The organism is Burkholderia sp. BCC1996, assembly GCF_905339955.1.
GTDB lineage: Bacteria > Pseudomonadota > Gammaproteobacteria > Burkholderiales > Burkholderiaceae > Burkholderia.
The window spans coordinates 249739-276566 of record NZ_CAJPHM010000003.1; the positions used below are offsets into that span (position 1 = coordinate 249739).

Consider the following 26828-nt stretch of genomic DNA (forward strand, 5'->3'; position numbering starts at 1 on the left):
GTCACACGCCAGCGGCGCGTGCGCGGGACGCCCGCGCCGGCCCGCGAGCCGGCGCGCCGCTGGCGGTCAGTCGGCCACCTTCTGCCGCATCGTCACGAACTCCTCGGCCGCGGTCGGGTGAATGCCGATCGTGTCGTCGAATTGCGCCTTCGTCGCGCCCGCGCGAATCGCGATCGCGATGCCCTGGATGATCTCGCCCGCGTCGCGGCCGACCATGTGCGCGCCGATCACGCGCTGGCTGTCGCGCGCGACCACCAGCTTCATCAGCGTGCGCTCGTTGCGGCCCGACAGCGTGTGGCGCAGCGCCTTGAAGGACGTGCGGTAGATGTCGACTTCACCGTGCACGCGACGCGCATCGGCCTCGGTCAGGCCGACCGTCGCGACCTCCGGCTGGCTGAACACGGCCGACGGGACGTAATCGTGATCGGCCGCGACGCGCGCGCCGCCGAACAGCGTGCGCGCGAGCAGCGCGCCGTCGCGCGTCGCCACCGGCGTGAGCTGCGGCCGCGACGTGACGTCGCCGAGCGCATGGATCGAAGGCACCGACGTCGCCGAGTACGAATCGACCGCGATCGCGCCGCGCGCGTCGAGCATCACACCGGCGCGCTCGAGGCCGAGCCCTTCGACGTTCGGCACGCGGCCGGTCGCATAGAGCACCGCGTCGTACGGCCCGTGCTGCGCGTCGCCGACGTGCACGGAGAGCGTGCCGTCGTCCGCGCGCGCGATCGATTCGACCACCGCGCGCGCGTGGATCGCGACGCCCTGCTTCGTCATTTCGTCGGTGAGGAACTGTCGCACGTCGTCGTCGAAGCCGCGCAGGATCTTCTCGCCGCGATAGAACAGGTCGACCTGGCTGCCGAAGCCGTTGAAGATGCCGGCGAACTCGACCGCGATATAGCCGCCGCCGACCACCGCGATGCGCTTGGGGCACGCCGGGAGCGACAGGGCCTCGCGCGACGTGATCGCATGCTCGATGCCGGGACGGTGCGGCAGCGCCGGCCGCGAGCCGGTCGCGATCGCGATGTGGCGCGCGCGGATCGTGCGCTCGCCGATCGCGACCGTATGCGCGTCGACGAGGGTCGCGCGTCCTGCGTGCATCGCGACGCCGGATTGCCGCAGCAGGTCGATGTAGATGTCGCTGAGCCGGTTGATCTCGCGATCCTTCGCGGCGATCAGCGCGGACCAGTCGAGCGTGCCGGCACCGAAGGTCCAGCCGAAGCCCTTCGCATCCTCGAGTTCGTGCGGATAGTGCGATGCGTAGACGAGCAGCTTCTTCGGGATGCAGCCGCGCAGCACGCAGGTGCCGCCGATCTGCTCCTGTTCCGCTATGCCGACGCGCGCGCCGTATGACGCCGCCATCCGGGCGAGCCTCACGCCGCCGGAGCCGGCCCCGATGACGAACAGGTCGTAGTCGAAATCCATCGCAAGCCCTCATCGCAGTTCGGATGACGGCACGATAGCAAGATTCGGGAATTCGTGCGGAACGTGGCGGCGCAGGACGCGCGCGCCATAAAAAACGGCGAGAGACGTCGCCTCTCGCCGGTCAAACCGGCTGCCGGGTGTGCCATGCGTCACCGATCGACCACATGCCCGGCCTGCCGGCCGCGCGGCACCGGTCCGCCCGGATGCGCGAACGGCGCACCCGCGGCGGGACCAGCCGCCTTGCTCAGGCCTGCGACGTGTCGCTGCCGTCCGTCGCCTGCGTGTCGTCTGCCTGCTGCGGCTGCTCTTCCTTCTTCTCGAGCATGCCTTCGATCGCCTCGGCGCCCTTGAAGCCGGCGACGGCCGCCGCCGCCTTGGTCAGCAGGCCCGCATCCGGATCGACCTTCTCGGCTGCCTCGACGGCTGCCACTGCGCCAGCGATTTCACCCACGGTGTTCAGGATACCCATCGTCATCCCCTTTCAAGAAAATCGTGAGCGCATCGTCCCACGAAAAAAAACCGGCGGACCGTGTTTGTCATCACCGGATACACAAGTTACGCACCAGGCCGGCCGCACGCGAAACGCGCGCCGGAACGACGCCCGCGCGTGCGTTTCGGCACGCGGCGGACCCTGCACGCAGCGTAGCGGAATCGCTTCGCGCGCACTGTCAAAGTATGTTCTGGAATGCCGACGGAACCCTTACGGGCGGCGTGTTGCCGATGGAGCAATCGCTGAATGGTCGTCCGCGCGCAGGAAGGCGCGTGGCGAAAAAAAAGAGGCTCCTTCCTGGAGCCTCTTCGATGCGCGCCGAACCGGGGCCGGCGCACGCGTTGACGATTTTCGTCAGAAGATATTGCGCAGGCCGATCGCGATGCCGGTCTGGTTGCTGCGACCCGGCAGCTCGACGTTCGCCGCGCCGTTCGTCTTGTTGAAGTCGACCGTGCCGTAGACTTCCGTGCGCTTGCTGAGCGCGTATTCGGCGATGCCGACGATCGCGTAGCGGTTGCCGCTCGCGAGCGTGCCGTTCGCGGTCATCGCGTTGCGCATGTGGTCGTAGTAGAACGCGCCCGTCAGCGTCAGCGGCGTGCTGACCTGCCAGCTCACGCCCGCGAACGGACCGTCGTCGATCCGGCCCGTGCCCTTCGCGACCGGGATCGACTGCTGCGCGAGCAGGCTGTCGACGAAACCGGTGTCGTCCTTCGAGCGCAGGTAGCCCGCATAGATCTTCGCCTTGCTGAACGCATACACGACGTTCGCGTGGTAGATCGTCTGCTTGCGTGCGGAGTTGTCGCTGTTCTGCTGCGCGCCGGCCGCGATGCTGAGCGGACCCGTCACGTACGACAGCGACACGCCCCATGCGTTGCCCTTGCCGAGCGAGCCCGGGATCTGGCCCGAGAAGCCGCCGGCGCCGGTCGATTCGTAGTTGGTGCCCGTCGAGTACATCGCCTTCGCGGTCAGGCCCGCGAACGTGCCCGTGTACTTGATCTGGTTGTCCGCATACAGGCCGCCGCCGAGTGCGACCGGCAGCCATGCATTTTCGAGGTAGTTGCCGACCGTCAGCGGATCGTAGGTGTCCGACAGCAGGTCGAACAGCGGCGTCTTCTGGCGGCCGAGGGTCACCGTGCCGTACGGGCTGTCCAGGCCGACGTATGCCGCACGGTTGAACAGGCGGCCGCTGTCGGCGAATGCGCCGTTCTGCAGGTTCACGCCGCTTTCGAGCTTGAACACGGCCTTCAGGCCGCTGCCGAGGTCTTCCGTGCCGTAGATGCCGAAGCGGCTGTTGGTGATCGCGCCGTTGGACATCGACAGCAGGCCGTCGTTCTTGGCGTTCGCGTTGGTCAGGTAGCGAACGCTGACGTCGGCGACGCCCCACAGCGTGACCGAGCTTTGTGCTGCTGCGTACTGGCTGGCGAAGGCCAGCACTGCGCCCCCTGCGATGGCTGCGAGCCGGGTGGTCTGCTTCATGAGCTTTCCTTTTTGTAGGTGTCTCCATTCATGGCCGGCCGCGTGCGCAGCCGGGTGGCGATCGCGGACGCTCATGGCGCGCGCGATGTGGGCTGAATCATAAGACCAGTGCGCAGGCTGAAAGAAATTGAAACGCGCGGTCGCGCGCGATTGTCGCCCTGGAACAACGTTTCCCGCGCCGGGGTTGCTGCCGTTGCTGCCGCTGCTGCCGTGAGCGTCGGCGCCCCCGTTGCCGGCCGCCCCATCGCCACTGTCGCGCCCACCGCCCGCGCGCCGCCGCGCCCGCCGCACGATCTCCGCGAACGCACCGGCGAGCAACAACACGGCGCCCCACAGCGCGACGTCCGGCATGAGCCGCGTCACGAGGCCGCAGACCACCGCGCCGGCCAGGAAGCAGAAGCTGATCGTCGCGAGCAGCGCCGAATCGTGCAGCGCGCCCGCGTCGTAGCGGGGAATCAGCCCGACGAACAGCTTCTGCGCGGCGCGCCGCAGGTTGCCGGTCGTCATCACAGACGTGTACGACAGTTCCTCGAGATGAGTAAACGACAGCGTCTGCAGCGTCGCGACGAACGAGATCCCGGGAATCAGCCACGCGCTCGACGCGCCGACGAGCCCGCTCGCGGCGACGCCGAGAAACGCGATCTCGACGATCAGGCTCGCGAACGCGGTGTGCCGCATCCAGCCGCGCTGCGCGGCGAGACCGAGCAGGTGCGCGACGAACACCGCGACCACGAAACCGCCGAGCGGCGGCACGTGATGCAGCGCGGCCGCCCATTCGCCGGCCGACACGTTGATGCCGAGCAGCGCGACGTTGCCGGTCATCGTGTTCGCGAACACGTGGCCGTGACCGACGTACGTGTACGCGTCGAGATAGCCGCCGGACAGCGTGAGCAGCGCGGCGACGGTGAGATTGCGGCTGGCGCCGTCGAGATCCATCAAGCCTCCCGTGAAGAGTCGCGCCAGTATCGCGCACGGGACGCCGGTTGTGCGCCGCTCACTGGCCGATGCCGGTGAGCCCGATCAGCGCGCCGGCCGCGAGCAGCCACAGCGGATGGATACGCGTGCGCCACGCGAGCACCGCGCATGCGGCGGTGATGCCCCACTGGATCGCGGTGCGGTTCGACGCTTCCGAGATCAGCACCGCGCTGGCCGCGACGAGTCCGGCCGTGACCGGCATCAGCCCCTGTTGCACGTAGCGGCGCCACGGCCGGTCGCGAAAGCGTTCCCACGCGTGCAGCGCGAGCACCGTGACGATCGACGACGGCCCGAACTTCGCGATCGATGCGACCAGCAGCCCGGCCCAGCCGGCCACATGCCAGCCGACCAGCGGCACGATCATCATGTTCGGCCCCGGCGCGGCCTGCGCGAGCGCGAACAGCGCGGTGAACGCGTGCGCGCTCATCCAGTGGTGCACGTCGACGACCTGCCGCTGCATCTCCGGCAGGATCGTGTTGCCGCCGCCGAATGCGAGCAGCGACAGCTGGCTGAAGATCGTCGCGATCGCGATCAGCGTGTCGTTCATGACCGGCCTCCATCGCGCACGGCGGCGCGCTGCGGTGCCGGCGTCTCGCGGCGCCGCGACGCGAGCCAGATGCTCACGGGCGTCAGCACCAGCATCGCGCTCAGGAGCGGGATGCGCAGCACCGCGATCGCGGCGAATGCGAGGGCCGCGATGCCGACCGCGGTGCGCGGCGCGTGCAGCAGCGGCTTCGCGACCTTCACGGCCATCGCGACGAGCAGGCCCGCTGCCGCGGCGGCGAGCCCGCCGAACAGGTGCTGCACGCGCGGATCGCCCTGCGTCTTCGCATACAGCACACCGAGCCCGACGACCACGAGCGTCGGGCCCGCGATCAGCCCGAGAATGCCGGCGAACGCGCCCGCGACGCCGCGAAAGCGCATGCCGACGGCGACCGACAGGTTGATCACGTTGCCGCCCGGCAGGAACTGGCACAGCCCGAGCAGATCGGTGAATTCGTCGGCGGTGAGCCATTTGCGGTCGTCGACGATCGTGCGCCGCGCGAACGGCAGCGCGCCGCCGAACGACATCAGGCCGAGCGACAGGAAGCCGGTGAACAGCTCGGCGAGGCCGACACGACGTGGGGACGCGGCAGGCGGCGGAGAAACGGATTGCATGGGGCTCCTCATCAAACGATGCCCCGAGGTTACCGCCGTGCGGCACGCCGGCAAAACGATTTTATCGGCGCGCCCTTGTGATCTAGAATCACAAGCATGGCACGCGATCTCCCGCCCTTTTCCGCGCTTCGGGCCTTTGAAGCAGCGGCACGACATGAAAGCTTCAGCGCCGCCGGCGACGAGCTGCATGTGACTCATGGTGCCATCAGCCGGCAGATCGCCGGGTTCGAGGCGTGGCTCGGCAAGCCGGTGTTCCACCGCTACGGCAAGCGCGTGAAGCTCACCGACGAAGGCCGCCGCTATCTGGATACCGTCCGCGCCGCGTTCGACAGCATCGCGCTCGCCACCGAGCAGTTGCGCAACACCGGGGCCGCGCGCGTGCTGCGCATCAATGCGCTGCCGACCTTCGCGATGAAATGGCTGCTGCCGCGCCTGTCGCGGTTCCAGCGCGACGTGCCCAACGTCGAGCTGAAGCTGTCCACGTCGAACGCGCCGCTCGATGCGCTCGACGGTTTCGACGTCGCGATCCGCCGCGGCCCCGGCCACTGGCCGAACTGCACGAGCGGCCACTTCCTCGACGAAAGCGTGATTCCGGTCTGCAGCCCCGCGCTGCTCAAGCGCGCGCCGATCACCCGCGCGGACGATCTCGCGCGGCACGTGCTGCTGCATTCGGACACGCGGCCGGAAGGCTGGCGCGACTGGTTCGCGGCGGCCGGCGTGACGATGAAGGGGCGCAAGCGGCAGTCGTTCGACCACTTCTACCTGGCGCTGCAGGCGGCCGTCGACGGGCTGGGCGTCGCGCTCGGCCCGCTGCCGCTGATCGACGACGAGCTCGCGAGCGGGCGTCTCGTGATGCCGCTCGACGGGCCGCGCATCGCGACACGCAGCTACTGGTGGATCGCGCCGGGCACGCCGGCCGACGATCCGCTGGTCGCGCAGTTCTGCGCGTGGCTGGAAGCGCTGGGGAATGCGAACGGATGACGCGCGCCGCGTCGCCGCTACCCGATCGAAACGACGCGGCGTGCCACCTCACGTCCCCGTCCGCGTTGCAGGAATGAAACCGATCCGCGCGCAACGCCCGCGATTCCCCTGCGGAATCGATGTCGCGCGCCCCTGCGTTTCCCCGTCGTTCCCGCCACCGCACGTGAGGCCTGGCATGCGGCCGACCGGCCCACCGCCGCGCGTTTCAGCGCTGAAACATTTTCGCGTGCGCCACCTTGCACCGGCGTCACGCGGCCCCCGCCGAGCCCCTGTTTGCGCGAAAGTCCGCGTGCTGGCCCGTTGCTTGCTGATGCAGCCGTGCAGACGACGAACCCTGCACGGGCGAACGACCCGATGCAGGTGACAAACATTCATCCAGCGGGTCGGGGGAAATCATGTCGAAACTCATATCGGCCGTCACACGGCTGCTGTCCTGCATCACTGCCGCTGTTGCGCACCCGCTGATGCCGACGGCGCGACTTCGCACCGTCGAGATCCGCTGCGCCGACACGGTTCGCAACAGCACACGACGTCACGACACCGCGATCCGGTAAGCGAAATCCGCAGCCCCGGCGCGCGCACGCGCGCTACGACGATCATCCGCGCCGTTCGCGCGGGCATTGCCGCCGGCGCCGCGGCTCACACCACCGGCCCCGGCTCCTTTTCCTTGCGCAGGATCGCGTACAGGATGATCGCGCCGAACGTCGCGGTGCCGATCCCGCCGAGCCCGAAGCCGCCGATCTTCAGCGAGAAGTCGCCGGCGCCGAGCACCAGCGTGACGGCCGCGACGATCAGGTTGCGGTTGTCGGAGAAGTCGACCTTGTTGACGACCCAGATCCGCGCGCCCGTCACCGCGATCAGCCCGAACACGACGATCGACACGCCGCCGAGCACCGGGCCCGGAATCGTCTGGATCACCGCGCCGAACTTCGGCGAGAAGCCCAGCCCGATCGCGATCAGCGCGGCGACCGCGAACACGAGCGTCGAATAGATCCGCGTGACGGCCATCACGCCGATGTTCTCCGCATAGGTGGTCACGCCGGTGCCGCCGACACTGCCCGACACGATCGTCGCCAGCCCGTCGCCGATGAACGCACGACCGACGTAGCGATCGAGGTTGGTGCCCGTCATCGCGCTGACGGCCTTGATGTGGCCGAGGTTCTCCGCGACCAGGATCACCGCGACCGGCGCGAGCATCAGCATCGCGTGCGGATCGAACACCGGCGCGCGGAAGCTCGGCACGCCGAACCACGCGGCATGCGCGACGATCGCGAAATCGACCGGCTTGCCGAGGCCCATCCCGTTGGTCGCGATCGCATAGATCACGTAGGCGATCACCAGCCCGACGAGGATCAGCAGGCGCTGCATCATCCCGCGCGCGAACACCGCGACGCCGCCGACGCACAGCACCGTGACGAGCGCCATCACCGAGTCGAAGGTCGATGCCGACACGCCCTTGACCGCGATCGGCGCGAGGTTCAGCCCGATCACCGCGACCACCGCGCCGGTGACGACGGGCGGCATCAGCGTCTCGATCCAGCGCGTGCCGATGGCCTGCACCAGCGCGCCGAGCGCGACGTACACGACGCCGCACGCGACGATCCCGCCGAGCGCGACCGGGATGTTCGGGTTCGGGCCGCTGCCGCCGTAGCCCGTCACCGCGATCACGAGGCCGATGAACGCGAAGCTCGAGCCGAGGTAGCTCGGCACGCGGCCGCCGACCAGCACGAAGAACAGCAGCGTGCCGATACCCGACATGAAGATGCACAGGTTCGGGTCGAAGCCCATCAGCAGCGGTGCGAGCACGGTCGAGCCGAACATCGCGACGACGTGCTGCACGCCCATCGCGACCATCTGCGGCCACGCGAGGCGTTCGTCGGGGCCGACCACGCGCGAGACCGCGCCGGTCGGTTGCACCCGCCAGCGCGGGAAGTAGGAATCGGACATGGGGAAAAGGGCTCCTGTCGTACGCCGGCTGCGGGACGGTGCGCCGGTCTGGAATCTGGCGCGAGTTTACGGAGCGGAAATGGGGCTGGCAAGCGCGAACCGCCGGGGCGGCGGGCGTGCCTGCCGGGGGGCATCGGAGCGGCGCGACCGCGTCGGCGGCGGCCGGCCGGCGCACCGCGCGATGTGAGCGGGCGCTCACATCGCGGCGGACGCCACGCGGATCATGGATTGATGTACTGGAACAGCGACATGTTCTGCAGCTGCGCGTAGGCCTTCTGCGCGCCGCTCAGCGCGTTCTGCACCTGCAGGTACTGGCTGATGGTCGTGACCATGTTGGCGCTCGTCAGGTCCGACAGGTTGCTGGTCGTCTGCAGCGCCGCGGTCTGGTTGACGGTCTGCATCGCCTTGACCTCCTGCTCGCGGCCGCCGACCGACGCCAGCACGGTCGTGACGTTGCGCATCGAGTTGCCGATCTTCGTCGCGGCCGTGCTCAGCGTGTTCGACAGCGCGGCGGTCGCCGTCGGATTGCCGGCGACGGGCGTCTTCAACGCCGTGATCATCGAATCGAGCGTCGAGAACACGTCGACCCCGCTCGCCTGCGGCGCGGGCGTGACCGAAAAGGTGTCGGTGGGCGACGGCGTGCCCGACACGGCGACCTTCATCCCGTTGCCGAGCGCGATCGCGGTGCCCGACGTATAGGCCTGCGCGGGGCCGGGAGTCGGGGGTGAAATCGAGTTGTCGGTCACCGTGTAGGTCGGCGCGGCCGCGGTGCCGCCGAAGGTGATCGTGAACTGATGGCCGTTGGTCGCAGCCGACGGATCCGTCACCGTGACGTTGCCGATGGTGGCCGTGCCGGTGTTGGCCGCGCCGGCCGCCTGGACGGGCGAGTTGCCCAGCGCCTGCACCGACATGAACACCGAGAGGCCCGAGTCGCCCTGCGGCACGCTGCGCGAATCGTCGATCTGCACGGTGCGCGTGCCCGTATCGCCGACATAGCTGATGCTGCCGGCGGCGTCCTTCGTGAACGGCGCCGTCGAATTCTGGTAGCCGGCGAACAGGTAGTTGCCCGCGCCGTCGGTCGAGTTCGCGAGCGACACCAGTTGGTCGCGGTAGCCCTCGAGCTGCGCCGCGAGCGCTGCGCGGTTATTGTCGGCGAGCGAACCGTCGCCGGCGCGCACGATCGTCGACTGGACGCTGCCGAGTACGTTGCCGACGCTCTGCAGCGCCTGGTCCTCGGCCTGCAGCGACGCGAGCGCCGTGCTCTGGTTCGCCGCGTACTGCGACAGCGTGGCCGACGTCATCGACAGCTGCACGGCCTGCGCCGCGCCCAACGGGTTGTCGGCCGGCGTCGACAGGCTCACGCCGCTCGAGATCTGCTGGTAGAGCTGCGCGAGCTGGGCCTGCTGATCGTTCATCTGGCCGACGTTCAGCTGGTAGAACTGGGTCGTGGAAATCCGCATCGTTTCTATCCTCTCGAATCCGCTCAGCTGAACAGGCCCAGCACGGTCTGGAACAGCGAAGCCGCCGTCTGGATCACCTTCGCGTTCGCCTGGTAGAGCTGCTGGTACTGCATCAGGTTCGCGGCTTCCTCGTTCTGGTTCACGCCCGACACCGACTGCTGCGCGGACGTGATCTGGCCGACCAGCGCCGTCTGGGCGGTACTCGACGACTTGAGCTGGCTCGCCGCGTTGCCGATGTTGTTCACGTAGTTCGCGTAGGCGCCCGTGAGCGTCGTCGTGCCGCCGCCGAGGGTCTTCGCGTTGACGAGCCGCGACAGCGCGAGCGCGTTGCTGCCGTCGCTCGTGCCGCCCGCGTACGGCCCGATCGTGAACGAATCGCCGTCCGACGGCGTGCCCGACAGCGTGACGGTCACGCCGTTCAGCGCACCGGCGGCCGTGCCCGACATCGTCATCGCCGCGCCGGTCGACGGGTCGTACGGCACGGGGTCGGTCGGATTGCTGATCGTCACCGACGTCGGCGGCGTGCCCGGGATCGTCACCGTGGTACCGGCCGGGAAGCCCGACAGCGACTGCGTCGCCGCGTCGTAGGTCAGCTTGGTCGACGGCATCTGATAGCCGGAGGTCACCCCGCTCAGCGCGATCTTGGCGGTGCCGATGTTGGTGCTCGACGCCGACGTGACGACCGGCGACGCGGCCGCGATCGCCGAGCCGCTCGTCGTCGCGAGGCCGAAGCCCGTCAGCGCGCCGCGCGTCGGCAGCACGGTGAACTGGTCGCCGGCATTCATCGCGCCGGACGAGAACGAGAAGTTCAGCCCGCCTAGCGAGACCGGCATCGGCCCCGCCTTCTGGTCGACCACCGACCCGCTCGCGCGGTCGGTCAGCGTGTAGTTCGTGCCGTCATACGACAGCGTGTAGTCGCTCGTCGTCGGCTGCGACGCGTTGGCGAACGAGACGGACAGCGCCGCGTTGCCGGTATTGCCCTGGTTCGAATAGACGGTCGGGTTCGCCACCGTGAACAGGTTGCCGCCCGGATTGCCCGCCAGGTCGACGCCGAGCGCGTTCTGCCCGTTGACCTGCGCGGCGAAGCTGGTCGCGAGCGCGCCGAGCTGCGCCTGCGCGGGGTCGAGCGTCTGGCTGCGGAACGCGAGCAGGCCGCCAAGCGTGCCGCCCGACAGCGACGCATCGGGCAGCGCCTGGTTCGGCCCCGGCGGGTTCGCGCCGGCGATGCCCTGCGACACGACGGTCAGCTCGCTCGGATCGGACGACGACGTGACGGTCGCGAGCTGGTAGCTCTTGTCGGCAAGAACGAGCGGCTGGCCGCCCGCGAGGAACACGCTGTAGCCGCTGTCGTTGCGCACCACCTGCACGCCGGCGAGGCTCGACAGGTTCGACACCGCGAGGTCGCGCTGGTCCATCAGCTGGTTCGGCGGCTGCCCCTGGCTGCTCGCTGCCGAGATCTGCTGGTTCAGCTGCGCGATCTGCTTGGTGTACGTGTTGATCTGCGACACGGTGTCGGTGAGCTGCGTATTCACGCTCTGGCGCAGCGCGTCGTACTGCTGGCCGGCCGCGTTGAGCTGGTTCGCGAGGATTTGCGCGTTGCTGACCGCGGTCTGCCGTACCGACGGATCGGACGCGTTGTTCGCGACGTTCTGCAGCCCGGTGAAATAGCCCGTGATCCCGGTCGAGATGCCGGCCGTCGGGCTGCCGACGTAATTGTTCAGCTGCGCGACGAGCGAATACCAGGTCGACAGCGAGCCGCCCTGCGACTGCGCGCTGTTCAGCTGGTCGCTCAGGTACTGGCTGTACTGCCGCTGCACGGTGACGGTATTCACGCCCTGCGGCATGTAGCCGCTCGCCGTGTACTGACCGCTCGCCTCGGCATAGACCGGGCGCTCGACCGAATAGCCGGGCGTCGCGGCGTTGCTGATGTTCTGGCCGGTCGTCGTGAGGCCCCAGAGCGCGGCATTGAGGCCGCTGACACCGAGGTTCATGAGTGAGTTGGACATGCGCGATCCTGATGAGCCGGCCGCGCTGCGGCCGCCGGGTTGCGTGACTCCCGGTATAACGGCCGCGGATCGGAAAAATTGAGGGAAAAATGCGTGCGCGACGCGCGCATGCGCGTCGTCCGGCGAGCGGCCCGGCGCACGCTGCCGGCGCCGGTGCGAAAGCGGCCCAGAACCGGGCCGCGAGCGGATGCGTCAGGCCCGCGCGAGCGAGCGGCGCTTCATCTCGAGCTGCGTGATCAGGCGCTGCAGCGTGTTCTCCGCGCTGCCCGGCAGCGACATGAAGCGAAAGCCGAGCTGGTAGCGGCGCGAGCCGTTCGGCATCTGGGTCGAACGCTGCGACACGAGCTGCAGGTCGAGCGACAGCTTGCCGTGGCCGTTCAACTCGAGCTCGACGCCCGGCAGCAGCGTGCCGACATCGAGCGCCTCGACGCGCTCGTCGGCGGTCCGCAGGCCGACGCCGCCGAGCGACAGATTATGCACCTCGAACATGAAGCCCTCGCCGTCCGGCAACCGGCCGCGGCACAGGAACGGATCGACGATCGGTGCATCGACGCGGAAATACTCGCGGCGCTGGATGCACATCAGCACGTCGGGGAAATCGGCGACGAACGCGGGCAGCCCCTCGTAGCGCGTCTCGCGCGGCGTGTTCGTGGTGAATTCGACGCGCACGCCTTCCGGCGCGGCCGCGAAGGTGCAATGCGACGCGCCGAGGATGCCGGCGTTCTGCTCGGACAGCGCGCCCCAGTCGAACGTGAACGTGCGCGCGCCGACGTCGACCTCGAGCAGGCGCGTGACGAGCTGGCCGCCCGGGTACTGGACGGTCAGGAAGTCGCCCCGGTTCACGAGGTTGCGCAGTTGCACGCCGATCTCCAGCGGATTGCGGCGGGCGTAGTCGGGCCCGGAATGGCCCGCATCCAGGCTCGGATCGGTCGACGTTTCGATATTCATGGCTAGCCGGTTTTCTTTTCAGGGCGCCCGGGCGACCGGTGCGCAGTAAAACCGGGCCAGAACATGGCCCGGTTACAGGTCTCTCACACTTAGCGGCAGTGCTCACCGAAAGTTTAGATCGAAACGCCGGTATTTTTCGCGCAAACGTTGAAAACCGCGCGCGGCGGGATGCCGGGCACGGTTCGTAAGATTGTAAAAACGGCGGCAGGCGGGGCCGTTGCGGCCCTGCCCCGTCAGCCGATCTGCTGCATGATCGAGATCAGCTTCTTCGCGTAATTCGGGTCGGTCGCGTAACCGGCCTTCTGCATTCCGTGCGCGAAACCCTCGACGCTGCGGCTCGCGCTGAGCACGCCCGCATAGCGCGGGTTGTTCTTCAGCAGGTTCGCATAGTCGGTCATCGCGTGCTCGTACGAGTCGTACGCGCGGAATTTCGCGACCACACGGCGCGGCGTGCCGTTCACGTATTCGGTCGTCAGCGCCGACACCGTGCGGCCCGTCCAGCCCTTGTTCGCCTTGATGCCGAACACGTTGTAGCTCGTCGAGCCGTCGCTCGCGCGGATCTCGCGCTTGCCCCAGCCCGATTCGAGCGCGGCCTGGCCGACGATGAAGCGCGCCGGGATGCCGGTGGTCGCGCTCGCCGCCTGCGCCGGGCCGGCGAGCCGGTCGACGAACGCGTCGGCGTCCTGCACGCCGCTCGCGCCCTTCAGCGGCGGCGTCAGCGCGCTGCCGGCCGTATAGCCGCGCGAGCCGGCGAGCCCGCCGTTGTTCGCCGCGTTCGCGTAGGCCCGCGCCATCGCGTTCATCGCGGCGAGGCTGCCTTCGTTGCCCGACGTGCCCGAGCCGGCCGCACCCAGGCCCGCCGCAGCGAGCCCGGCCGCGCCCGCGTCGGCCGCCGTGTCGCTGCCCGTGCCCTGCCCCGCGTTGCGCAGCAGCTGCTTCATCAGCGCGTCGGCCACGCCGATCCCGCGCTTCGACATCTGCTGCGCGAGCTGCTGGTCGAGCATCGACGTGTACATCTTCGACGTGTGCGAATCGAGCAGCCCGCCGTCGGGCGACGCGTCGCGCATGCTCTTGAGCATCATCTGCGTGAACATCGCGTCGAACTGGCCCGCGACCGCCTTCGCACCGGCCTGCGGCGACTGCTTCGCCTGCGCGCGCAGCGCGTCGAAGCCCTGCACGTCGAGGGCGAAGCGCTGCGTCAGGTCGTTCGCGTTCGGAAGATTCGCCGCCATTCAGATCACCTCCAGGTCTGCGCGCAGCGCGCCGGCCGCCTTCATCGCCTGCAGGATCGACATCAGGTCCGCCGGCGTCGCGCCGAGCGTGTTCAGCGCCTTCACGACGTCGGCCAGGTTCGCGCCGGCCGTCACCATCTTGAGCGCGCCGTTGTCCTGCTTCAGCTGGATCTGCGACTGCTGCGCGACCACCGTCTGCCCGTTCGAGAACGGCCCCGGCTGCGACACCACCGGCTGCGTGTTGACGACCACCGACAGGTTGCCGTGCGCGACCGCGCAGCTTTGCAGCGTGACCATCTGGTTCATCACGATCGAGCCGGTGCGCGCGTTCAGGATCACCTTCGCGGCGGCCTTGTCCGGGCTCACGTCGAGGTTCTGCAGGCGCGCCATGAACGCGACCTGCTGCGCGGAATCCGCCGGCGCGGCGAGCTGGATCGTGCGGCCGTCGAGCGCCGTCGCGGTGCCCGGACCGAAGCTCGAATTGACCGCGGACACGATCCGCTGCGCGGTGCCGTAGTCCATGTCGTTCAGCTGCAGCTGCAGCACGCCGTTCATCTGCGCGATCGCGTTCGGCACCGCCCGCTCGACGATCGCGCCGCCGACGATCCGGCCGGCCGCGAGCTGGTTCACCTGCACGCGGCTGCCGTTCGCGCTCGCGCCCGCGCCGCCGACCGCCATGTTGCCCTGCGCGAGCGCGTACACCTGCCCGTCCGCGCCCTTCAGCGGCGTGAGCAGCAGCGTGCCGCCGCGCAGGCTCTTCGCGTTGCCGAGCGACGACACGGTCACGTCGAGCGCCTCGCCCGGCCGCGCGAACGGCGGCAGCGTCGCGGTCACCATCACGGCCGCGACGTTCTTCAGCTGCATGTTGTTCAGCGACGACGGCCCGCCGTTGGCCGAGCCGTTGTTGATCGAGATGCCGAGGTTCGCGAGCATGTTCGCGAGCGTCTGCGTCGTGAACGGCGTCTGCATCGTCTGGTCGCCCGTGCCGTCGAGGCCGACGACGAGGCCATAGCCGATCAGCGGGTTGTCGCGCACGCCCTGGATCTGCGCGAGGTCCTTCAGGCGCTCCGCGTGCGCGGGTGCCGCGCCGAGCGCGCACGCCGCCAGCACGAACGCGGCGGCGATCCGCGCGACGGCACGCGCACGGGACGACAGGCGGTGGAGAAGAGGCTGCTGCATCGTCATCACCACGGTGCGATGTTGAGGAAGAAGCGCTGCAGCCAGCCCATCGTCTCGGCTTCGTTGATGTAGCCCTTCGACGAGTATTCGATCTTCGCGTCGGCGACCTGCGTCGAATAGACGGAGTTCGCGCCCGAGATCGTGTTCGGGTTGACGACCCCCGAGAAGCGCACGAATTCGTTGCCCTGGTTGATCAGCATCTGCTTCTCGCCGCTGACCACGAGGTTGCCGTTCGGCAGCACGCCGGTGACGGTCACCGTGATCGTGCCGTTGAACGTGTTCGCGGCGCTCGCGCCGCCGGTGGCCGCGAACTTGTTGGTGCCGGCCGCCGACAGGTTCGCCTTCGCGAACAGCCCGCCGAGGAAGCCGGCCGTCGGCACGTTGAAGTCGGTGTTGCCCTGGCGGTTGGTGTTCGCGCCCGACGACTTGGTCGCGTTGATGTTCTCCGCGATCATGATCGTCAGGATGTCGCCGACGTTGCGCGGCCGCTGATCCTCGAACAGCGGCCGCCCCGCATAGCCGGGGTTGTAGATCGAGCCGGGCGCCTGCATCGACATCGGCATCGGCGGCTGCGCCGTCATCGGCTGCTGGATGATCGGGTCGCGCGGAATCTGCGCGCAACCGGCGAGCGCGGCCACCGCGACCGCGCACGCGGCGCGGACGGGGGCTGACGGGAGGAGGCGAACCTGCTTCATGGCGACGACGGGACGTTCCGGTTAGCTCTTCATCTGCGTGACGGTCTGCAGCATCTGGTCGGACGTCGTCACGGCCTTGCTGTTGATCTCGTAGGCACGCTGCGTCTGGATCATGTTGACGAGCTCCTGCACGACGTTCACGTTCGACGCCTCGACATAGCCCTGGTTGAGCACGCCCGCGCCGTTCAGGCCCGGCTGCGACACGTTCGGCGCGCCCGAGGACGTGGTCTCGGCGAACAGGTTCTCGCCCTTCGCCTCGAGGCCGGCCGGGTTGATGAAGGTCGCGATCTGCAGCGAGCCGATCTGCACCGCGTTGCTCGAGCCCGGCTGCGTGACCGACACGACGCCGTCCTTGCCGATCGTCAGCGACTGCGCGTTCTGCGGCACCGTGATCGCCGGCAGGATCTGGTAGCCGCTCGACGTGACGAGCTGGCCCTGCGCGTTGGTCTGGAACGAGCCGTCGCGCGTGTACGCGTTCGTGCCGTCCGGCATCAGCACCTGGAAGAAGCCCGCGCCATTGATCGCGACGTCCTTCGAGTTGCCGGTCTGCGTGAGGCCGCCCTGCGTATACAGGCGCTCGGTCGCGACCTGCTGCACGCCGGTGCCGAGCTGCAGGCCCGACGGCAGCTCGGTCTGCTGCGTCGAGTTCGCGCCCGGCTGGCGGATGGTCTGGTACAGCAGATCCTCGAACACCGCGCGCGACGCCTTGAAGCCGTTCGTGCTGGTGTTCGCGAGGTTGTTCGAGATCACGTCCATCTGCGCCTGCTGCGCATTCATGCCGGTGGCGGCAATGTAGAGCGAACGGTTCATGTTGAATCTTCTCCTGGGTGCGAGGGCCGGGCCGCTCAGCTGAAGTTGAGCAGCTGGTTCGCCGACTGCTCGTTCTGGTCGGCCGTCTGGATCAGCTTCGACTGCAGCTGGAACGCCCGTGCGTTGTCGATCATCGCGACCATCGCGGTCACCGGATTCACGTTGCTGCCTTCGAGCGAATTCGGCGTGACGACCACGGTCGGGTCGGCGTCGGCCGGATTGCCGTCGGCGGTGCGGAACAGCCCGTCGTTGCCGCGCGCGAGCGTGGCCGGGTCGGGGTTCACGAGCTTCATCTGGTCGACGATCGCGACCGCCGTCGGCGGGTCGCCCGGCATCAGCGCGGACACCGTGCCGTCCTTGCCGATCGTCACTTCCGCGTTCGGCGGCACCGAGATCGGGCCGCCGTTGCCGAGCACCGGCAGGTTGCTCGCGTTGACGAGCTGGCCGTTTTCATCGACGTGCAGGTTGCCGGCGCGCGTGTAGGCCTCGCTGCCGTCGGCGGTCTGCACCGACAGCCAGCCGGCGCCCTGCACGGCGACGTCGAGCGGGTTGCCGGTGCGCGTGATCGGACCCGGCGCGTAATCCGCGCCGGGCGTCGACGCGAGCACATAGGTGCGCGTCGTCGTCGGGTCGATGTTGCTGCCGTCGCCGAAATTCATCGGCACCGCGCGGTAGGTCGCGAGCTGCGCGCGAAAACCCGTCGTCGACGCGTTCGCGAGGTTGTTCGCGACGATCGCCTGCTGGTCGAGCGACTGCGACGCGCCCGTCATCGCCGTGTAGATCAGTCGGTCCATGGCTGCCGGTTATCCGCGCGTTACAGGTTGATGAGCGTCTGGTCGACGGTCTGCTGCGTCTTGATCGTCTGCGCGTTCGCCTGGTAGTTGCGCTGCGCGGTGATCAGGTTGACGAGCTGCGACGTCAGGTCGACGTTCGAGTTCTCCAGCGCGCTGCCCTGCAGCGTGCCGTGGTTCGTGCTGCCCGGCGCGGAGATCTGCGGCACGCCCGACGCGGCCGTCTCGGCGTACTGGTTGCCGCCGAGGCTGGTCAGCCCGTTCGGGTTGTTGAAGTTCGCGATCGCGATCTGGCCGAGCACCGCCGTCTGGCCGTTCGAATAGTTGCCGGTCAGCTTGCCGTCCGAGCCGATCGAGAAGGTCGTCAGCGTGCCGCTCGCGTAGCCGTCCTGCGCGAGGTTGTTCACGCCGTCCTTGCCGCCGTACTGCGTGGTGCCGGTCAGGTCGAGCGTGAGGTTCTGCGGCGTCGCCGAGCCGTCGGTGGTCGGCACGGTGAACTGGAACTGGCCGAGCGATGCGGTCGGCGCGGCCGGCGTGCCCGTCGTCGTGCTCTGGATCGCGCCCGACGTGTCGAACGTGACCGTGCCGAGGTCGGTCGCGGTGCCGCCCTGCACGCCCGCGTAGGCTTCCCACGAGCCGGCCGCCGACTTCACGAAATACATGTTGACCGCCTGCGAGCCGCCGAGCGAGTCGTACACCTGGATCGACGTCGAATAGTTGTACGTCGTGGTGTCGGTCGGGTCGAACGGCGTCTTGGCCGGCACCGTGTCCTGCGAGTTCAGGTTGAACTGGCCGGTGATCTTGGTCGTCGGGGTCGGCGCGATGTTGGTCGTCGGCGCCTGCAGCGCCACGGTCTGCGCGGTGTTCAGCACGCCGTTCTTGCCGGCCGCGTAGCCCATCAGGTTCGCGCCCGCCGAGTTGACGATGAAGCCGTTCTTGTCGCGCTGGAACGTGCCGTCGCGCGAGTACGTCGTCACGCCGTTGTTCGACATCTGGAAGAAGCCGTTGCCGTTGATCGCGACGTCGAGCGACGAGTTCGTCGTGTTGATCGTGCCCTGGCCGAACTGCTGCTGCACCGACGCGAGCGTCGTGCCGATCCCGATCTGCGTGTTGACCGACGTCGCGAGCGAGTTCGCGTACATGTCGGAGAACTGCGCGGTGCTCGACTTGAAGCCGACCGTGTTCGCGTTCGCGATGTTGTTGCCGATCACGTCGAGCGCGTTCGATGCGCCGGCGAGGCCGCTCAGACCCTGTTGATAACCCATTTCGGTCTCCGTTTTCGAGAAAGCTGGATCAGTTGCTGGTGGTCGTGCCGCCGGACGACGACGACGCGGTGTTCGGGAAAATCGACGCGACCTGGGTCAAGCCCACCGTCGTGCCGTTCGACAGCACGAGCCCCGCCGTGCCGTCGGCCTGCTTGATCACGCTCTGTACCTGCGCGGCCGCGAGCACGGTCGGCGCGTACGTCTTGCCGTCGCTGCCCGTGTACTGCGCGCTCACGGTGTACTTGCCGTCCGGCAGCGCGTTGCCGGCCGTATCCGTCGGCGTCCAGTTGAACGGCACCGTGCCGGCCGACTGCTGGCCCGCGTTGATCGTGTTCACGACGACGCCCGCGCTGTTCTTCACGGTGATCGTCAGGTTCGACACGTCGCTCGTGAGCGACACGCCGAACGGCGATGCCGCGCCGCTCTTCACCGCGACGCTGTTGCCCGGCGCGAGCACGTTCGTGCCGATCAGCAGCGCGGCCTGCGTCTGCTGGCCGGCCGCGAGTTGCGTCGACAGCGACGTGAGCGACGTATTCAGCTGCGCGATGCCGCTCACCGTGTTGATCTGCGCGAGCTGCGACGTCATCTGCGAACTGTCGACCGGGCTCGTCGGATCCTGGTTCTGCAGCTGCGTGACGAGCAGCTTCAGGAACGTCGCCTGCAGGTCGCTCGCCGAGGTGCCGGTCGTCGACACGTTGTTGGTGTTCATCGTGTCGGTCGGCAGGGTCGACACGTTGGTGCCGCTGCTGCCGATCGTCGTGCTGGAGGAAGTCATCCTGGGTAGCCTTGTGTCGAAACGGTCGGGTCTGGGCCCGGGTGTGGAAGGTCGCTCGGCGCGCGGCTTACGTGCCGATCGTCAGCGTCTTGAGCATTAGCGTCTTCGCGGTGTTCAGCGTCTCGACGTTGGCCTGGTACGAGCGCGACGCCGAGATCATGTTCACCATCTCCTGCACCGGATCGACGTTCGGCATCTGCACGTAGCCGTTCGCGTCGGCGGCCGGGTTCGCCGGGTCGTAGGTCGACTTCATCGGCGACGGATCGTCGACGACCTTCGTCACGCGCACGCCGCCCACGCCCTGGCCGGACGCGGTGCGCGCGCCGCCCATCGGGTCGGTCGCGAACACGACCTGCTTGGCCTTGTACGGCTTGCCGTCGGGGCCGGTCGCGCTGTCGGCGTTCGCGAGGTTCGACGCGGTGACGTTCAGGCGCTGCGATTGCGCGGACAGCGCCGAACCGGCGACGCCGAAGATGTTCATCAACGAGGGCATGGAGGCTCCTGGTGCTTGTGCTCGGGTTCGGTTGCGCTTACGAGTTCGTCGAGATCGCGGCGATCATCGCCTTGATCTGCTGGGTCATCACGGTCATCCCGGTTTCGTAGTGCAGCGCGTTGTTTGCGAACTGCACGCGCTCGACGTCGAGATCGACCGTGTTGCCGTCGAGCGACGGCTGCAGCGGCATCCGGTACTGCGCGCGGCCGTAGTCGTCGGCCGGGCCGCCGGTCGGCATCAGCTTCGCGGTGCCGGCCATGTGGCCGGGTGCCGTCGACACCATCGTCATCCCGCTCGCCACGCCGGCCGGCTGCGCCATCGGCAGCTGCGCGGCGTTGCTCGGCGCGAGGCCGCCGCCGGCCTGCTTCAGCGAGCGCGCGAGGGTCGACGCGAAATCGGCGTCGCGGGCCTGGTAGCCGGGCGTGTCGGCGTTCGCGATGTTCGACGACAGCAGCTCCTGCCGATAGGCGCGCACGTCGAGCGCCTGTCGGCCGAACGCGAATTCGGCATCGAGTTTGTCCAGCATGTGTGCGTCTCTCCGTATGAAGCGCTGCACGCCCGTTGCGCCGGATGGCGACCCAAGGGGCTTTTTTCCATGACAGCGATGGTAGGCGGCGGGCGCAACCGGCAATCGGACGAATAACGCGGCAAAGGCCCCCTCTATTCATCGTTTGCGCGACGGCCCGGCTCCCTAGAATGCGAATCGGATCAACGGCTTCGAGGACACGGCGATGACAGGCAGCGCACTTCGCGGCAACCACGGACGCGGCACGCGCAGGTCGCGTGCGTTCGCGCTCGCCGCGGCGCTGTGGCTCGCGGTGCCGGCCGCGCACGCGGACGACGGGATGATCGTGATTCCCGGCCGCGGCGAAACGGCCGAGACCGCGCTCGCGCAGGCGAACGCGGCCAGTGGCGGTCAGTTCGGAGGGAATTCGGGGACGGCTTCGGGTACGGGTACAGGTGTGGCCACGACGGTCGGTGCAGTCGGTGCAGTCGGTGCGGGTGGCGCAGGTGGCGCGGGTGGCGCAGGTGGCGCAGGTGGCGCAGGTGGCGCAGGTGGCGCAGGTGGCGCGGGTGGTGCTGCCGGCGTGACCGGCGCGGCCGCGGCCGGCTACGCGGCGCAGCCGGCTGGCTCGATGGTCGTGATGAACGTCCCGCCGCCGGCTGCCGTGCCGGCGCCGACGCCGCGCCCCGCCTACGCCGCCGCGCGCACGAACGCCACGACCGCCTCGAACGCCGCGAACGCCTCGAACGCAGCGAACGCAGCGAACGCAGCGAACGCAGCGAACGCAGCGAACGCAGGTTATGGTCCCCTGCGCGCCGCCGATCCGGGCGCCGTCGCGACCGTCGTCGCCGGCGCGGCCGACCCCGCATCGAATTCCGCGCGACCGGCCATCGCCGCGCGCCTCGCCGCGGCCCGCGCCGCTTCAGCCGCGCCGGCCCCGCGCGCACCGGCGGCTGCCGCCAACCCGCCCCAGGTAGCCGCCGCGCCCCAGCCGGCGACACCGCCCGGCCAGCAGGACCCCGACACGATCCGGCGCACGGCGCTCGCATTCCTGCGGCAGCAGGTCGCGGGCCTGCCGGGCAAGACGACCGCGACCGTCGCGGCCGCGTTTCCGCGCGGGCTCGCCGCGTGCACGACGCTCGAGCCGTTCCTGCCGACCGGCGCGCGCCTGTGGGGCCGCACGACGGTAGGCGTGCGCTGCGCGGGCGAGCGGCCGTGGACCGTCTACCTGCAGGCGAAGGTCGCCGTGCAGGCCACCTATTACGTCGCCGCGCGCCAGATCGCGCCCGGCGAGCCGCTCACCGCGGCCGACCTCGTCGCGCGCGAAGGCGACCTGACGGTGCTGCCGCTCGCGGTGATCACCGATCCCGCGCAGGCGGTCGGCGCGACCGCGCTGGCGCGGATCTCGGCCGGGCTGCCGCTGCGCCAGGACATGCTGAAGAGCGCCGCGTCGGTGTCGGCCGGCCAGACGGTACGGGTCGTCGCGGCCGGGCCCGGCTTCACGATCTCGGCCGAGGGCAGCGCGCTCGCGAATGCGGCGCCGGGACAGTCGGTGCGGGTCCGGATGGCCGCAGGGCAAATCGTCACGGCGATCGTCAAGGATGCCGGGACCGTCGAAATTCCGCTGTAGGGCCGGATCACACCGCAAGATTGTAAAGAATTGTTTATTCGGAGAATTTCGGGCTCACGATGCTAAAGTTCGGGCCGACCCGGCCGTTATCTGGGTCATACCGTCCAGGAAACCCACCGTGAAGATCGATTCCACTCCGAACCCGAGCCCACTCGCGTCGACCGGCAACGGCGCGGCCCGCGCGCAATCCGGCGCGGCTTCGTCGTCGTCCGCGCAGGCGGCCGACGCAGGATCGACCGGCGGCGACACGAGCGTGAACCTGTCGGGTCTGTCCGGCCAGCTGCGTTCGCTGTCGGCCTCCGGCAGCGCCGACATCGACACGGCCCTCGTCCAGTCGATCAAGGACGCGCTGAACAACGGCACGTTGACGATCGACGTGAACAAGATCGCCGACGGCGTATTGAATACCGCCCGCGACCTGCTGCAACAGCAGCGCTCGCAGGGCAACTGAGCCGGCCCGGGGCCCGTCACGCCCTGACCGGTCCCCTGGTTTGCCGGCATGCGGCCCCGCGTGCCGGCGCGACGAGCATGACGCGATGAGAGAAGAGCTGCTGGCCACGGTCAACGACGAACACGCGACGGTCGAAGCGTTCGCGTCCCTGCTCGCCTACGAGGAAAAGGCGCTGACGACGCCGGAGCCGCTTGAAATGCTGCCCGGCATCGTCGAGAAGAAGAGCGCGCTGATCGACCGGCTCGCGCAGCTCGAACGCACGCGCGACACGCAGCTGTCCGCGCTCGGCTTTCCGGCCGGCAAGAAAGGGATGGACCAGGCCGCCGAGCGCGACGCACGCCTCGCCGGCCGCTGGCAGTTGCTGCTGCAGGCCGCCGAACGCGCGCGCCAGGCCAATGCGACCAACGGGATGCTGATCCGGATCCGGATGGACTACAACGAGCGCGCGCTCGCGGTGCTGCGCTCGGCGCCCGCGCCGGCCGGCGTCTACGGGCCCGACGGGCGGGTATCGGCGCTGATGCGCTGATTCTCCGACGTACTGAATCTCCGACGTACTGATTCTCCGACGTACTGATTCTCCGACGTACTGATTCTCCGACGTACTGATTCTCCGACGTACTGATTCCCTGACGTACTGATTCCCTGACGTACGGATTCCCTGACGTACTGATTCCCTGACGTACGGATTCCCTGACGCACCGATTCTCTGACGTACCGATTCTCTGACGTACGGATTCCCGACGGACCGATCACGCCGGCGCAGCGACGCGCCGCGCGTGCATCGCGCGGCCCGCCTGCGGCCGCGCGCCCCTTCCCCGCCTTACAGCAGCGGACACGCAGTGACCTGCGTGCCGCGTTCCACGCAAAGCCGTTCGTAGTCGCGCAGGTACGCGCGCTCGTCGTCGTTCAGCAGTTCGACGTCGATCAGGTCCCAGTCGTAGCCGACCGTGACGATGTTCTCGAACGCGACGGTGTCCGATGCGTCGTCGTCCGCGCGCACGATCACGATGTTCTCGATCCGCACGCCGCCCTTGCCCGCCACGTAAATGCCCGGCTCGACCGAAATCACCGCGTTCGGCACCAGCCCGTACTGCGCGCCCGGCGCGAACCGCACGCCGCCCTCGTGCACGTGGATCCCGACGCCGTGCCCGGTGCCGTGACCGAAATCGTAGCCGTGGTCGCGGCACACCTGGCGCACCGCCGCATCGACGTCGCCGCCCGTCGCCGTCTTCGGGAAGCGCGTGACGAGCCCCTTGATGCAGGCCTTCAGCGCGACCGTGTAGATCTCGCGCTGCCACGGCTGCGCGACCGTCTCCGGCCGCGTGCGGCGCAGCACGACGCGCGTGCAGTCCGTCGCGAAACCGGCGTCGTAATACGCGCCGCTGTCGAGCAGCACGAGTTCGCCTTCGGTCAGCTCGACGTCGGCGCTCGCCGCCGTGTAGTGCGCGAACGCGCTGTTCGCGCCGTTCGCCGCGATGGACGGGAACGTCAGCGCGACCGCCGAGCGGGCGCCGTACGCGTCGTTGATCGTGCGGGCCAGGTCGTACTCGGTATGGCGCTGCCCCGGCTCGCCGGCCTTCGCCCAGCGCATCGTTTCAGCGATCGCCGCCGAACTGCGCGCGAACGCGTCGCGGAACCGGTCGAGCACCGCCGGCGTCTTGCCGGCGCGCAGCGCCTCGACCGGGTTGAAGTCGGCATGCCGCGCGTGCGGCCACACGCGGCGCACCGACTCGACGAGCGCGCAGTTGACCGACTCGAAGCCATAACACACATGCTCGACCGCGAACCGCGCGAGGAAGCGCTCGAGTTCGGCGAAGTCGCGCCGGATCACGTGCAGCGCCGGATACGACGCCAGTTCGACCGGGCAGCGGTCGCAGCCCTCCGGCAGGAACAGCGCGACCTGCTCGCCGATAGCGAACAGGAAGCCCAGGTGCGACGACGCATTCGGGATGTGATAGCCGCGGCTGTTCAGCAGGTACGCGAGGTCGTCCGACGCGCACGTGAAGAACGCGGTCGTGCCGGGCGCAGCGCCGGTGTGCGCGGCGAGCCGCCGGTTCAGCGCGTCGAGGTTCTGCGCGACGCTCGCGCCGGTCATCGCGTCCGGCAGCTCGAAGATCGGCCGCTCGACCACCCAGCCCGGCAGCGCGATCGCGCGGTCGATCTCGCGCTCGACGAGGCCCGTCCAGTCGAGCGATGCCGCCTGCGTCTGCTCGACCAGCCGGTCGCGCTGCGCGACGCTGATCCGCAGCGCGTCGTAGCCGACCCGCGCGAGCCGGCTCGCGTGCGCGAGCAGCCAGTCGGCCAGCGCCTGCCAGATCGTCACGCTCATCCCGAGCTTCTCGATGCGCACGCGCGCCGGGTCGCACTGCTGTTCGGCCTGCAGGTGATAGCGGCCGTCGACGAACAGCACGAACGGCGGCACGCCGAGCGCCTCGGCGGTCGCCGCGCTCAGGAAGATCCCGCAGCCGGCCGAGCCGTCGAAGCCCGACAGCGCGTAGCGCGGGTTGTTGCGGCGCGGCAGGTATTCGGTGATGTACTCGTCCTGCGACGTGACCACGACCGCGTCGAGCCGGGCGGCGTCGAGCAGGCGCGACAGGCCGGCCTGCGTGTCGGCGACGGACGCGTCGTACGGGGGAAGGCCGGAGAAGCTGTATTTCAGTCGATCGATCATCGGATACCCGTTATGGATTGTTGTCGGCGGCCGGCGGCGTCACGCGGCATGGCGCACGCCTCGCGCGGCACGCTGCCAGCGCGGACGACGCGCGACCCGGCGGGCAGCCGGGCCGTGGTGCCGTTCCCGCAGCAGGCTCTCGGGAAAATTTTTGTCTCACTTAACTTTGTTTGATGCGTGCGACAGAATCTAGAGCACGGTGAAATTGAGGTCAAGCTAAAATTTTCGTAGGGCTAAAATTGCCGATGCGTGCGGTGCGCGACGGCGGCACCGCCGTGCGCGGCGTGGCGGCGGACCGGCGCGACTGCGCGGTACAATGCGCCCGCATCGTCGTCCCGACGGCCGTGCTTCGTGCGATTCGCGGAACGGCAACGTCCGGCGACTGCACCGCCCCCCTCGCTCGCCTCCCGACTCGTTGCCACGAAAGAGATCCATGGATTCAGACATCATGCGTATCGGCCAGCGCATTCGCCGCCTGCGCCGGGAAGCGAAGAAAACGCTGCTGGAAGTCGCGACCGAAGCGAACCTGTCGGTCGGGTTCCTGTCGCAGGTCGAGCGCCATCTGACCGGTATCTCGCTGTCATCGCTCGTCAACGTCGCGAAAGCGCTCGACGTACCGCTCGGCACGCTGATCGACCAGCCGCGCCAGGCGCAGCCCGACTCGCACGCGGGCCGCCGCGAACCGTATGCGGTCGACGCCGCGTCGCAGTGGTACGAGCGCCTGTCCACCACCTTCGACGGCAGCCAGATCAACGCGCTCAAGGTCCGGATGATGGAGGGCTACCGGTCGGAATGGGTCGCGCACGGCGGCGACGAGTTCGTGTACGTGCTGACCGGCCGGCTCTGCTACACGATCGGCAAGAAGGATTACCCGCTGTCGCCCGGTGATTCGCTGCACTTCGACGCGAGGAAGCGCCATCGCGTCGCGAACGTCGGCGACGGGCCCGCGGAGCTGATCGCGGTCGGCACGCTGCCCCTCTTCGACGACAACTGCGCCGAGTTGGGATCCGCGGCGATGAAAATCAGGCTGCTCGCACGCGATGCCGGCGCGACGCCGGGCGAGCCGCGCGTGAGCCGCCGCGAACCGGCACCGAAGCGGGAGCGCGACGCGGATGCCGCGCAGCCCGCCGACAAGCCGGCCCGCGCCGCGGCCAAGACGGCTGCCGGGAAGTCCCGCTCGGCCACCGGCAAACGTCCGGCTGCCGCCACGCCGGCGCGCCGCACCGCCGAGCGCATGAAGAAATGACGGCTGGCGGCCGGGCGGCGCACCGCTCGGCGCGGTCCGCACGATTTGCGGAATCGATTCACGGCCTGATTCACGGCCCGATTCGTAGCCCCGATTCGTAGCCCCGATTCGTAGCCCGATTCGTAGCCCGATTCGCAGCCCCGATTCGCAGCCCGGTTTGCAACCCGATTCCCGGGCCCGGTTTGCAACCCAGTTCCCAAGCCTGTTCGCAACCCGGTTCCC

General features: G+C 68.9%; 24 protein-coding genes and 1 pseudogene. 5 read left to right on the top strand and 20 right to left on the bottom strand.

What is annotated here, in order from left to right; all coding sequences use genetic code 11:
- Positions 1–66: 66 nt before the first annotated feature.
- The 6 genes and pseudogenes from gor to U4Z64_RS05390 all read right to left on the bottom strand — a co-directional run bounded on the left by gor (position 67) and on the right by U4Z64_RS05390 (position 5521).
- A complete protein-coding gene (gor, locus tag U4Z64_RS05365) occupies positions 67–1422 on the bottom strand; it encodes a glutathione-disulfide reductase (protein ID WP_321819421.1) in 1356 nt (451 codons plus the stop codon).
- 244 nt (positions 1423–1666) lie between these two features.
- On the bottom strand, positions 1667–1891 hold the full coding sequence (locus U4Z64_RS05370) for a hypothetical protein (protein WP_014895816.1): 225 nt from the start codon (positions 1889–1891) through the stop codon (positions 1667–1669).
- Positions 1892–2266: 375 nt separating this feature from the next.
- Complete coding sequence (locus U4Z64_RS05375) at positions 2267–3388, bottom strand: porin (RefSeq protein WP_044847888.1); 1122 nt, start codon at positions 3386–3388, stop codon at positions 2267–2269.
- A gap of 201 nt (positions 3389–3589) precedes the next feature.
- Positions 3590–4324 (bottom strand): annotated as a pseudogene (locus U4Z64_RS05380) (YoaK family protein); the annotation flags it as partial.
- 58 nt (positions 4325–4382) lie between these two features.
- Positions 4383–4910 carry a chromate transporter gene (locus U4Z64_RS05385; protein ID WP_044847886.1) on the bottom strand — a complete coding sequence of 176 codons (528 nt, stop codon included), beginning with the start codon at positions 4908–4910 and terminating at the stop codon, positions 4383–4385.
- On the bottom strand, positions 4907–5521 hold the full coding sequence (locus U4Z64_RS05390; protein ID WP_321819422.1) for a chromate transporter: 615 nt from the start codon (positions 5519–5521) through the stop codon (positions 4907–4909). Before U4Z64_RS05390 ends, U4Z64_RS05385 begins: the two co-directional genes overlap by 4 nt.
- A 96-nt stretch (positions 5522–5617) precedes the next feature.
- Between U4Z64_RS05390 and U4Z64_RS05395 the strand changes: the two genes are divergently transcribed.
- Positions 5618–6502, top strand: a complete 885-nt coding sequence (locus tag U4Z64_RS05395) for a transcriptional regulator GcvA (protein ID WP_124486642.1) — start codon at positions 5618–5620, stop codon at positions 6500–6502.
- A 639-nt stretch (positions 6503–7141) separates the two neighbouring features.
- On the opposite strand, the gene U4Z64_RS05400 is transcribed toward U4Z64_RS05395, so the two are convergent.
- The 13 genes from U4Z64_RS05400 to U4Z64_RS05460 form a co-directional block, all read right to left on the bottom strand.
- A complete protein-coding gene (locus tag U4Z64_RS05400) occupies positions 7142–8449 on the bottom strand; it encodes a solute carrier family 23 protein (RefSeq protein ID WP_044847883.1) in 1308 nt (435 codons plus the stop codon).
- Between the two features lie 221 nt (positions 8450–8670).
- Complete coding sequence (gene flgL / locus U4Z64_RS05405; RefSeq protein ID WP_321803261.1) at positions 8671–9909, bottom strand: flagellar hook-associated protein FlgL; 1239 nt, start codon at positions 9907–9909, stop codon at positions 8671–8673.
- A 23-nt stretch (positions 9910–9932) separates the two neighbouring features.
- Positions 9933–11915, bottom strand: a complete 1983-nt coding sequence (flgK, locus tag U4Z64_RS05410) for a flagellar hook-associated protein FlgK (RefSeq protein WP_321819423.1) — start codon at positions 11913–11915, stop codon at positions 9933–9935.
- A 192-nt stretch (positions 11916–12107) separates the two neighbouring features.
- Positions 12108–12863, bottom strand: coding sequence for a flagellar brake protein (locus tag U4Z64_RS05415; RefSeq protein WP_044847880.1), 756 nt, complete (start codon positions 12861–12863; stop codon positions 12108–12110).
- Between the two features lie 233 nt (positions 12864–13096).
- The gene (gene flgJ, locus U4Z64_RS05420; protein ID WP_044847879.1) at positions 13097–14095 is read right to left on the bottom strand and encodes a flagellar assembly peptidoglycan hydrolase FlgJ; all 999 of its coding nucleotides are present in this window, start codon (positions 14093–14095) and stop codon (positions 13097–13099) included.
- Positions 14096–15274 (bottom strand): flagellar basal body P-ring protein FlgI, encoded by a 1179-nt coding sequence (locus tag U4Z64_RS05425; protein WP_044847897.1) that lies wholly within the window; start codon positions 15272–15274, stop codon positions 14096–14098. It lies immediately after the preceding gene.
- Positions 15275–15279: 5 nt separating this feature from the next.
- Positions 15280–15969 (bottom strand): flagellar basal body L-ring protein FlgH, encoded by a 690-nt coding sequence (gene flgH / locus U4Z64_RS05430; RefSeq protein ID WP_321806700.1) that lies wholly within the window; start codon positions 15967–15969, stop codon positions 15280–15282.
- A gap of 21 nt (positions 15970–15990) precedes the next feature.
- Complete coding sequence (gene flgG, locus U4Z64_RS05435) at positions 15991–16779, bottom strand: flagellar basal-body rod protein FlgG (RefSeq protein ID WP_014895799.1); 789 nt, start codon at positions 16777–16779, stop codon at positions 15991–15993.
- A 35-nt stretch (positions 16780–16814) separates the two neighbouring features.
- A complete protein-coding gene (gene flgF, locus U4Z64_RS05440) occupies positions 16815–17573 on the bottom strand; it encodes a flagellar basal-body rod protein FlgF (RefSeq protein WP_044847877.1) in 759 nt (252 codons plus the stop codon).
- Positions 17574–17593: 20 nt separating this feature from the next.
- Entirely contained in the window at positions 17594–18835 is a 1242-nt protein-coding gene (flgE, locus tag U4Z64_RS05445) for a flagellar hook protein FlgE (protein ID WP_124570732.1), read from the bottom strand.
- 28 nt (positions 18836–18863) lie between these two features.
- Positions 18864–19610, bottom strand: a complete 747-nt coding sequence (locus tag U4Z64_RS05450) for a flagellar hook assembly protein FlgD (RefSeq protein ID WP_044847875.1) — start codon at positions 19608–19610, stop codon at positions 18864–18866.
- A gap of 67 nt (positions 19611–19677) precedes the next feature.
- Positions 19678–20103, bottom strand: a complete 426-nt coding sequence (gene flgC, locus U4Z64_RS05455; RefSeq protein WP_044847874.1) for a flagellar basal body rod protein FlgC — start codon at positions 20101–20103, stop codon at positions 19678–19680.
- Between the two features lie 37 nt (positions 20104–20140).
- On the bottom strand, positions 20141–20629 hold the full coding sequence (locus U4Z64_RS05460; protein ID WP_321810919.1) for a flagellar basal body rod protein FlgB: 489 nt from the start codon (positions 20627–20629) through the stop codon (positions 20141–20143).
- A 205-nt stretch (positions 20630–20834) separates the two neighbouring features.
- On the opposite strand from U4Z64_RS05460, the gene flgA reads away from it, so the two are divergent.
- The 3 genes from flgA (at position 20835) to U4Z64_RS05475 (ending at position 23215) form a co-directional block, all read left to right on the top strand.
- Positions 20835–22238, top strand: coding sequence for a flagellar basal body P-ring formation chaperone FlgA (gene flgA, locus U4Z64_RS05465; protein WP_321819424.1), 1404 nt, complete (start codon positions 20835–20837; stop codon positions 22236–22238).
- A gap of 118 nt (positions 22239–22356) precedes the next feature.
- Positions 22357–22689 carry a flagellar biosynthesis anti-sigma factor FlgM gene (gene flgM, locus U4Z64_RS05470; protein WP_044847871.1) on the top strand — a complete coding sequence of 111 codons (333 nt, stop codon included), beginning with the start codon at positions 22357–22359 and terminating at the stop codon, positions 22687–22689.
- A gap of 85 nt (positions 22690–22774) precedes the next feature.
- Entirely contained in the window at positions 22775–23215 is a 441-nt protein-coding gene (locus tag U4Z64_RS05475; protein WP_039317824.1) for a flagella synthesis protein FlgN, read from the top strand.
- Between the two features lie 294 nt (positions 23216–23509).
- Here the strand turns inward: U4Z64_RS05475 and U4Z64_RS05480 are convergent, their stop codons facing one another.
- Positions 23510–25360, bottom strand: a complete 1851-nt coding sequence (locus U4Z64_RS05480; RefSeq protein ID WP_321819425.1) for a M24 family metallopeptidase — start codon at positions 25358–25360, stop codon at positions 23510–23512.
- A gap of 433 nt (positions 25361–25793) precedes the next feature.
- On the opposite strand from U4Z64_RS05480, the gene U4Z64_RS05485 reads away from it, so the two are divergent.
- On the top strand, positions 25794–26606 hold the full coding sequence (locus tag U4Z64_RS05485; protein ID WP_321819426.1) for an XRE family transcriptional regulator: 813 nt from the start codon (positions 25794–25796) through the stop codon (positions 26604–26606).
- Positions 26607–26828: the final 222 nt, after the last annotated feature.

Excerpts from the sequence above, each read along its gene's own strand:
- gor (WP_321819421.1), bottom strand. The coding sequence starts at position 1,422 with ATGGATTTCGACTACGACCTGTTCGTCATCGGGGCCGGCTCCGGCGGC.
- U4Z64_RS05370 (WP_014895816.1), bottom strand. The coding sequence starts at position 1,891 with ATGGGTATCCTGAACACCGTGGGTGAAATCGCTGGCGCAGTGGCAGCC.
- U4Z64_RS05375 (WP_044847888.1), bottom strand. The coding sequence starts at position 3,388 with ATGAAGCAGACCACCCGGCTCGCAGCCATCGCAGGGGGCGCAGTGCTG.
- U4Z64_RS05385 (WP_044847886.1), bottom strand. The coding sequence starts at position 4,910 with ATGAACGACACGCTGATCGCGATCGCGACGATCTTCAGCCAGCTGTCG.
- U4Z64_RS05390 (WP_321819422.1), bottom strand. The coding sequence starts at position 5,521 with ATGCAATCCGTTTCTCCGCCGCCTGCCGCGTCCCCACGTCGTGTCGGC.
- U4Z64_RS05395 (WP_124486642.1), top strand. The coding sequence starts at position 5,618 with ATGGCACGCGATCTCCCGCCCTTTTCCGCGCTTCGGGCCTTTGAAGCA.
- U4Z64_RS05400 (WP_044847883.1), bottom strand. The coding sequence starts at position 8,449 with ATGTCCGATTCCTACTTCCCGCGCTGGCGGGTGCAACCGACCGGCGCG.
- flgL (WP_321803261.1), bottom strand. The coding sequence starts at position 9,909 with ATGCGGATTTCCACGACCCAGTTCTACCAGCTGAACGTCGGCCAGATG.
- flgK (WP_321819423.1), bottom strand. The coding sequence starts at position 11,915 with ATGTCCAACTCACTCATGAACCTCGGTGTCAGCGGCCTCAATGCCGCG.
- U4Z64_RS05415 (WP_044847880.1), bottom strand. The coding sequence starts at position 12,863 with ATGAATATCGAAACGTCGACCGATCCGAGCCTGGATGCGGGCCATTCC.
- flgJ (WP_044847879.1), bottom strand. The coding sequence starts at position 14,095 with ATGGCGGCGAATCTTCCGAACGCGAACGACCTGACGCAGCGCTTCGCC.
- U4Z64_RS05425 (WP_044847897.1), bottom strand. The coding sequence starts at position 15,274 with ATGCAGCAGCCTCTTCTCCACCGCCTGTCGTCCCGTGCGCGTGCCGTC.
- flgH (WP_321806700.1), bottom strand. The coding sequence starts at position 15,969 with ATGAAGCAGGTTCGCCTCCTCCCGTCAGCCCCCGTCCGCGCCGCGTGC.
- flgG (WP_014895799.1), bottom strand. The coding sequence starts at position 16,779 with ATGAACCGTTCGCTCTACATTGCCGCCACCGGCATGAATGCGCAGCAG.
- flgF (WP_044847877.1), bottom strand. The coding sequence starts at position 17,573 with ATGGACCGACTGATCTACACGGCGATGACGGGCGCGTCGCAGTCGCTC.
- flgE (WP_124570732.1), bottom strand. The coding sequence starts at position 18,835 with ATGGGTTATCAACAGGGTCTGAGCGGCCTCGCCGGCGCATCGAACGCG.
- U4Z64_RS05450 (WP_044847875.1), bottom strand. The coding sequence starts at position 19,610 with ATGACTTCCTCCAGCACGACGATCGGCAGCAGCGGCACCAACGTGTCG.
- flgC (WP_044847874.1), bottom strand. The coding sequence starts at position 20,103 with ATGCCCTCGTTGATGAACATCTTCGGCGTCGCCGGTTCGGCGCTGTCC.
- U4Z64_RS05460 (WP_321810919.1), bottom strand. The coding sequence starts at position 20,629 with ATGCTGGACAAACTCGATGCCGAATTCGCGTTCGGCCGACAGGCGCTC.
- flgA (WP_321819424.1), top strand. The coding sequence starts at position 20,835 with ATGACAGGCAGCGCACTTCGCGGCAACCACGGACGCGGCACGCGCAGG.
- U4Z64_RS05475 (WP_039317824.1), top strand. The coding sequence starts at position 22,775 with ATGAGAGAAGAGCTGCTGGCCACGGTCAACGACGAACACGCGACGGTC.
- U4Z64_RS05480 (WP_321819425.1), bottom strand. The coding sequence starts at position 25,360 with ATGATCGATCGACTGAAATACAGCTTCTCCGGCCTTCCCCCGTACGAC.
- U4Z64_RS05485 (WP_321819426.1), top strand. The coding sequence starts at position 25,794 with ATGGATTCAGACATCATGCGTATCGGCCAGCGCATTCGCCGCCTGCGC.